We start from the raw sequence: 6,638 nt of genomic DNA on the forward strand, positions 1-6,638 counted from the left end.
GGTACTGGACTCTCTAACTTTAGTCCAGATACGGCCACTCCTTCGACTGAACTGTCAGGTACAACCAACAATACAGATACGACCAAGTATGCCTTTGACATTGAGGGTGAAATTGAGCCTCTAGAGTCTGGCTATGTCGAATTTGAACGTCGGATTAACTAAATCTGACACATTGGTTAGCGAAAGGGAATTCTATATGGGTAATCGTCCCTTTCGCTCCGTTGAAACCTAGAACACTCTTTTTGAAGTTAAACGAAAGTAATCATGATGCAACGTCTTTTTTCAAAGAAACGTCTTGTCTTGGGCTTGGGAGCCTTGACATTAGTCAGCGTTATGCCGTTCGCAACTAGTCAGCCAGTTTTGGCCCAGTTGCAAGAGGTTAAGGAAGCAATTGTTGAAGCGGTTCGTGGCCCAGAGGTCCGTCTCGCCCTGAGTGCTGAAAAGCAGCTGGTTGAGTTAGATGAAAAAGGTCAAGATAAGATCGTTTGGGACTCTCTAGATGGGAAGGTCACGGTTCAACCTGGCGATATTTTACGCTATACGGTGGACGGCGCTAACTCGGGTGATGTAGAGGCCAAGGGCCTGTCGGTTACCCAGCCGGTCCCTGCACAGACCACCTATATCCTTGCGTCTGCTCAAAGTGACAGCAGTGCTGAGGTTGTCTATAGCATTGATGATGGTCAAAGCTTCGTGGCGGAACCAATGGTTGAGGTGACGCTGCCCGATGGCACCGTTGAGCTACAGCCAGCACCGGCTGATATGTACACCCATGTTCAATGGAACTTTGGTGACGATCTAGCCTCAGCCCAGGCTGTTAAAGTGACTTACAACGTTCAGGTGCAGTAATCCTTGCCGTGGGGAGGAGAATTTTCTCCTCCCTTACTTCTCTCAATAAAACAGTATTTTTCACAGACTTTACATGTTGAAGCTCTAGCCTTTCTAAAGAGAAACATTAAGAGGTTAGAACTTCAATCCAACGCCTATTGAGCTTCTTCTGATGCTCTAGAACAGAGAATTCTAGATCCAGATGTTTGATTCAACAAAAAGACTCTAAGGGTTAGCTCTCTTAGCAAATCAGTGTGAGTTGAGACATGAGATCGCAACGCTACCAAGACTCTCCCATTCACGTTTTAATTGTTCAGGTTTGAGCTTAAATATGACGCTATCTCGGCCACCCAAACTAAAACCAGATAAACACCGTAGCTGGATGCGCCGTATGGCTACTGTCTTGCTGTTGAGTAGCCTTCAGACTCCATATGTTGCGATCGCACAGGCAAGCACACTTTATAATCAGGCCGATTATAACTATATCGACGACAGGCGTAGTATTTTTCACAGCGGTAGTTCATCGGAGACAGCGCTTACTACAGGAGAGCTGATTGACCCGCTAGGACAGATTTTAGGGTGTAACGGTGAGCTGTTACCCAACTACGATGGTTTCTCTGTAGTTCTCTATGAACCAGATGCGAGCGGGCTAGAGCTAGGTCCTTTAATACCCCTGACCAGAACAGAGCTGCCTGATATCGAAAACAACGGCGTCCCTGGAGGAAACGCTCCCAATATAGAAAATAGCAACCCCTTTTTCTTAACCAATACGGATGCTGGACAATATAACTTTCTGTTTAGCACCAATACTCCCCTCCAAAGCCCGATCAATGCCGGATTAAACCAAACGGATAAAGGGGCTCAATACATCCTGGTAGTCAACACACCCGATGATTCTATCTACCCTCAGCGCCGGATCAAGATTGAGCTAGTAGACAGCACCGGAGGCGTCAACAACTCGATTATTCGATATACAGCCACCTCACTGGATGGTATTCCCATATCAACCAGCGGTGGCTCACAGATTAGTTCTAACGTTGTTGAAATCTTTGATGCCGAGACCCAGGGCCTCAATCTGTTCTCCCTGGCATTGGGCATGGTGATGTGTGAGCCAGAACAAATTGAGATTACTAAAACTGCCGACCGCGCAGCTGCACAACCTGGTGACACCGTAGTCTATCGCTTAGCCCTGCGTAACCTCACCGACATTGCCCTGGAATCGGTCACTGTTGGAGATGTGCTTCCCCAAGGCTTCCAGCTAATTCCAGAATCAGTCTCGGGAGTGTTGGATGAGCAGACGGTTGTCATGGATGTCCAAGCATCCGGAAGTAATGTCACATTCTCAACGGCAACTGAACTACCGGTAGATGGAACCATGAGCATCCTCTATGCTGTGCGAGTTACACCCGATGCTCTCCGGGGTACAGGAGAAAATTTAGCCTCCGTTAACGCTGAGCGCAGTGACAATGGTTTCTTTGTCCAAGACGGGCCGAGCATTCATCGGCTAGTGGTCGATCCAGGTATTCTTACCGACTGCGCGACTTTAGTTGGACGCGTATTTGTTGATAAAAACTTTGATGGTGAACAACAACCTGGTGAAGCGGGCATCCCAAATGCGGTGGTCTTTCTAGATGACGGCAATCGCATCATCACCGATGCGGATGGTCTTTTTTCAGTGGCCTGTATGCTACCTGGCACCCGCAGCGGCGTCCTGGATTTCACCAGTCTCCCAGGCTATGCCCTGGCACCCAACCTTTACTTTAAAGAACGCAACAGCCAGTCTCGCATGGTGAATATTGCCCCTGGCGGCATGGTGCGCATGAATTTTGGCGTCACGCCCACATTTCAGGAGGAGGCGCAATAATGAACCTGACTCACCACTCTAAAGTATATTACTGGAGCATTCTGGCAAGCTCAGTTGCTCTGTCGACCATGGTTGCCCCTGATTGGGCTTATGCTACACAGGATAGCTATAAAGCAAGTGAGTCTGTAGCCCAGGAGGCTTTGACAACAGCTGTACAGGTTCCGTTACCCAATGGCGTAAGTATTCCCGAGGTAACAACGCCTCAGTTTTCATCTCTTGAAACCAGGGGGGAGCTGATTGAGGTACAGCTGGCCGAGCTAGAGGACAGCGAGACTATTCAGCCAGTTGAACCCATAGTGAGTCCTGTGACTCCTCAATTCTCAATTTCACCTGTCACCGAATCTGCAGTTACACAGTCTGCAGATTCAGACTCGGCGGTCACCGAGGCTGAATCTGCTGAATCGACAACATCAGAGGCAGATTTAGACACTAAGACAACTCCTATTCTTACACAAACCGTTGACAGTAGCCAGGTTCAAATCTTAAATCCAACCACCGATAGTGTGGTAGATGTCCCAGCCATTACGGTCATTCTCAACTTTCCAGAAGGGGCTGATATAGTGCTGCAGGTCGACGGCGAGACTGTTGACAGCGAACTTATTGGCCGTACCGAAACTGATCCCAACACTCAGCTGGTTACCCAGACCTGGTATGGTGTGCCGCTGTCTGATGGGACAAATACACTGGCGGTTATCCGTCGCAGCGACAGCAGTGTTTTGCAATCAGCTGAGGTGGAAGTCAGGGGTGCCCCGGTAGAAATGACGCTCAATGTTCGGCAGTCTAAAGTCCCCGCCGATGGTCGTTCGATTGCCACCCTGCAGGGGCGGTTGTTGGATAACAATGGTAATGTCTCTAATTGGGATGCGGTGGTAACGTTAGAAACCACCGATGGCGAGTTTGTCGGTGTGGACCATGCCCCTGACCAGCCTGGTTTTCAAGTAGAGGTACAAAATGGTCGCTTTCAGGCGGAGCTACAGTCATCGTTAGAAGCCCACATGGTTCAGCTGCAGGCTGTTACCAATGGTTTAGAAGCCTTTAATCAGGTCCAGTTTGTCACACCGCAACGTCCTAGTATCGCCACGGGGATTGTGGACTTGCGACTAGGGGCACGCGGTACAAATTTCCATGACAGTCTGCGCGACTTTTTGCCTGCCGATGGTGACAATAATTATTCCGTTGACTTCGATGCCTCTCTGTTTACCATGGGTAACTTGGGAGAGTGGCTGCTAACGGGTGCCTATAACAGCGACCGACCCTTAAATGAGGATTGTCGTGGCGAGACAAGTCTTTTTCGTCAAAGTTCAGGTAGCTGTAACAATCTATATCCCATCTATGGTGATGACTCCAGTATGGAAGTCACCACGCCCTCGACAGACAATCTATACTTGCGATTAGAGCGGACGTCTCCGGTCGAAGGTGCCAATGTCGATTACGCTATGTGGGGGGATTACAATACCGAAGAGTTCGCCAACTCGTCACAGCTATTTTCATCAACCTCGCGACAGCTCCATGGGTTTAAGTTTAACTATAATCTCGGCGATCTAGCTTTAACGGGTCTTTACGGCAACAACATTGAAGGTTTTCAACGTGACACCATTGCTCCCGATGGCACCAGCGGTCTTTATTTTCTGTCACGTCGGCTAGTCATTTCGGGTAGTGAGCAGGTATATATCGAGACCGAAGAACTCGATCGTCCTGGTACGGTGATTTCGCGAGAGCGGCTATATCGCAATAGTGACTACGACGTTGACTATGATCGCGGCACTTTACTGTTTAACAATCCGGTTACCCAAACCCTGGTGGGAGACTTTGGTGAGGTTTTAGTACGCCGGATTGTTGTCACCTATCAGTACGAAGGAGAAGACACTGACACGAGCATTCTGGCAGGACGTCTACAGTACAACTTTAATCGTGAATTTGGACAGGAATCTTGGTTAGGAACCTCATATCTGGTAGAAAACCAGGGTAATCGAAACTTTGAGCTGTTTGGTGCAGACGCTCAGATTTCGTTGGGGGACAGCGCTCGTCTGGTGGCTGAGGTGGCCCATTCCGAAAGCGACTTTGATCTTTCAGGCCCCATTAGCGGTTCGGCCTACCGGGTAGAGTTGGATGGGGCTGTGGGGGACTGGCTAAACGGTCGTGCCTATTGGCGTTCGACGGATGCTGGTTTTACTAATGCGGCAACTACCAGCTTTGTGCCGGGACAAACCCGCTACGGGGGGCAGGCAAATATTAAGCTGAGCCGTCACACCTCTATTCGAGCCCAGATTGACCATGAGGATAATTTTGGGGTTGCGCCGCGTCCGCTGACGGATCTAGAAGATTTGCTAGAGCCTGGATCAAGTCCTGTACCCGGTTCCCGTGTGGACAACTCGCTGACGACTTACTCACTGGGGTTAGCTCAGCGTCTGGGCAATTCTAATCTGGAGTTTGACTGGATTCGTCGCGATCGCACCGACCGCACCAACCCCGATCTGTTTAACGTCAGTTCCGACCAGCTACGTACTCGGCTAACTACCCGCCTCAGCAATACCCTAACGTTACGCGCTCAAAACGAACTCACCCTTTCATCCGAGAGCGATCCGATCTATCCCAGTCGCACGTTCTTTGGCCTCGAATGGGAATTTATGCCAGGGATGAACCTGGGCGTGGGGCAGGTCTTTTACGGCGATGACGGCCTTAGCGATCGCGGCTCGTACACCATTGTGGACCTGTCTGGAGAACATTCATTAGGAAAAGACACTAAGATTCGCGGTCGTTTTAACAGTATCGACGGTCAGCATTTAGGAGGCTCTATCGGCATCGAGCACGGTTTTACGCTCAGTCCAGGGTTACGTCTCGACTTAGGCTACGAGCGCACGTTTAATAACGCCTTCAGTTCTACGGCTGCAGGAACCCAGTTTGTTCAGCCGTTTGCTGTCGGTACCGGAGGCTCATCGCTGCGCACCACCAGTGGCAATACCTACACCCTGGGTCTCTCCTATACCGATAATCCTGACCTGCAGGCTAGCGCCCGGTTTGAGCATCGTGACTCATCCCGTGGCTCCAATACATTAGTCAATACATCAGTTTTAGGGCGGCTATCACCGTCTATGAGCGCCTTATTCAACTATCAGCTCAACCGAGCAGCCAACCAGGGTATCAGCAACATTGGTACCACAAGCAACCTCAAGCTTGGCCTGGCTTACCGTGACCCCAATGACGATAGGCTCAATGCCCTGCTGCGGTATGAGCACCGGATTAATCCTGGCACCTTGCCCACCAATGCCTCATTTGGGCGCAGTATCAATACCTCCGAACATTTATTCTCAGCCGAGGCAATCTATGCCCCTAACTGGCAGTGGGAACTGTACGGCAAGTATGCGTTTCGCACCAGCCAAACACGAATTCGGCTGCCAGCCGATGCAGGGGGTGACTTTGTCTCTAACAACAACTTACACCTGGCTCAGCTGAGAGCTACCTATCGGCTTGGCTATAGCTGGGATGTGAGTGCTGAAGCCCGCTGGTTTGGCGGTCTGGGCGACTACAGTGAGATTGGCTATGCCCTGGAAGCCGGTTATTATCCAACGCCAGATCTGCGACTCTATGGTGGGTACAGCGGTGGAGGTGCCTATGACGATGACTTTGGTGTCAATCGGTCTGCAGGCGGCTTTTATCTGGGTGTGTCAGCCAAGATTAACAGCTTATTTGACGGATTTGGTCTGCAAGATATTGCCCCCGAGCAGCAGCAGGAGTCCGCTTTGGAGCCTGAGGAAGATACATTACCCATCGAAAATCCAAGCACAATTTTATTCCCTGGAGATCAACCTACGGGCGAAAACTCTTCTGAAGCTAATGAGGAACAGGCAGACGAGGAAACTGCCGAGACTCCGGAAATAGAGCGCGATCGCGAAACGGTTGAAGAGTCTACGCCAGTCGATGGGCAGACACTATGAAACTAACTCCTTGC

The 6,638-nt window shown here is 50.2% G+C and carries 3 protein-coding genes; all 3 read left to right on the forward strand.

Going from position 1 to position 6,638, the window contains the following annotated elements; all coding sequences use genetic code 11:
- The first annotated feature begins 264 nt into the window (after window positions 1-264).
- The 3 genes from IQ260_RS25285 to IQ260_RS25295 all read left to right on the forward strand — a co-directional run bounded on the left by IQ260_RS25285 (window position 265) and on the right by IQ260_RS25295 (window position 6,624).
- Window positions 265-846, forward strand: a complete 582-nt coding sequence (locus IQ260_RS25285) for a DUF11 domain-containing protein (protein WP_193995851.1) — start codon at window positions 265-267, stop codon at window positions 844-846.
- A gap of 310 nt (window positions 847-1,156) precedes the next feature.
- Window positions 1,157-2,689, forward strand: a complete 1,533-nt coding sequence (locus IQ260_RS25290; protein WP_193995852.1) for a DUF11 domain-containing protein — start codon at window positions 1,157-1,159, stop codon at window positions 2,687-2,689.
- On the forward strand, window positions 2,689-6,624 hold the full coding sequence (locus IQ260_RS25295) for a TonB-dependent receptor (RefSeq protein ID WP_193995853.1): 3,936 nt from the start codon (window positions 2,689-2,691) through the stop codon (window positions 6,622-6,624). Before IQ260_RS25290 ends, IQ260_RS25295 begins: the two co-directional genes overlap by 1 nt.
- The last annotated feature ends 14 nt before the right edge of the window (window positions 6,625-6,638 follow it).

This window comes from Leptolyngbya cf. ectocarpi LEGE 11479, from assembly GCF_015207065.1.
GTDB lineage: Bacteria > Cyanobacteriota > Cyanobacteriia > Phormidesmidales > Phormidesmidaceae > Leptothoe > Leptothoe ectocarpi.

What these genes read in the sequence shown, in the direction of transcription:
- IQ260_RS25290 (WP_193995852.1), top strand. Translation starts at nt 1,157, where the DNA reads ATGACGCTATCTCGGCCACCCAAACTAAAACCAGATAAACACCGTAGC.
- IQ260_RS25295 (WP_193995853.1), top strand. Translation starts at nt 2,689, where the DNA reads ATGAACCTGACTCACCACTCTAAAGTATATTACTGGAGCATTCTGGCA.
- IQ260_RS25285 (WP_193995851.1), top strand. Translation starts at nt 265, where the DNA reads ATGATGCAACGTCTTTTTTCAAAGAAACGTCTTGTCTTGGGCTTGGGA.